Origin of the sequence: Amycolatopsis minnesotensis, from assembly GCF_039529815.1 — a bacterium.
GTDB classification, from domain to species: domain Bacteria; phylum Actinomycetota; class Actinomycetes; order Mycobacteriales; family Pseudonocardiaceae; genus Amycolatopsis; species Amycolatopsis minnesotensis.
Genome location: NZ_BAAANN010000157.1, coordinates 1 through 542 on the forward strand (window position 1 = coordinate 1; position 542 = coordinate 542).

2 protein-coding genes are annotated in these 542 nt (G+C 60.1%); both read right to left on the reverse strand.

Annotated features, from left to right (window positions below; all coding sequences use genetic code 11):
• Positions 1-185, reverse strand: a 185-nt coding sequence (locus tag ABD256_RS44295) for a DUF3391 domain-containing protein (RefSeq protein ID WP_344432424.1), incomplete at its 3' end; no start/stop codon positions are given.
• 27 nt (positions 186-212) lie between these two features.
• On the reverse strand, positions 213-542 hold a 330-nt coding region (locus ABD256_RS44300), incomplete at its 5' end, for a GAF domain-containing protein (protein ID WP_344432425.1).

Here is a 542-nt window from a genome sequence, read left to right on the forward strand (position 1 = left end):
CGCAGGTCCTCTTCCCGTTCCAGCACAAAACCCTGAAAGAGAAAGGGACTGTCCAGCCAGGGGCGATCCAGTCGGGCCACGTACATGCCAAGGCGCACTTCGTCGATGGGCTTGCGGATATAAGTCAAAGCGGACACCCCCTGTCCCGGACCCGTTGTCTTGGCGTCGGGCTCGAAACGCCTCATTTTAGTCTAGCATCGGCAGGGGGGGGCTCAGGGAAGAATTCCCGCCACGATTTCCAATCCTTCCCGGTCCTGGGCATCAAAGCGCTTGGGGGTTGGGGCATCGATATCAAGGACGCCAATCAACTGGCCTTCACGTAGCAGGGGGATGACGATCTCCGAGCGGCTGGCCGCATCACAGGCAATATGGCCCGGAAAGTCTTCCACGTCATCCACTACCAGGGTCTCCTGCTTTTCCGCCGCTGTTCCGCACACGCCTTCGCCCATCCGGATGCGGACACAGGCCGGTTTGCCCTGGAAGGGGCCGACCACCAGTTCGTTTCCCTTGAGCAGGTAAAAGCCCACCCAATTGACATCGGG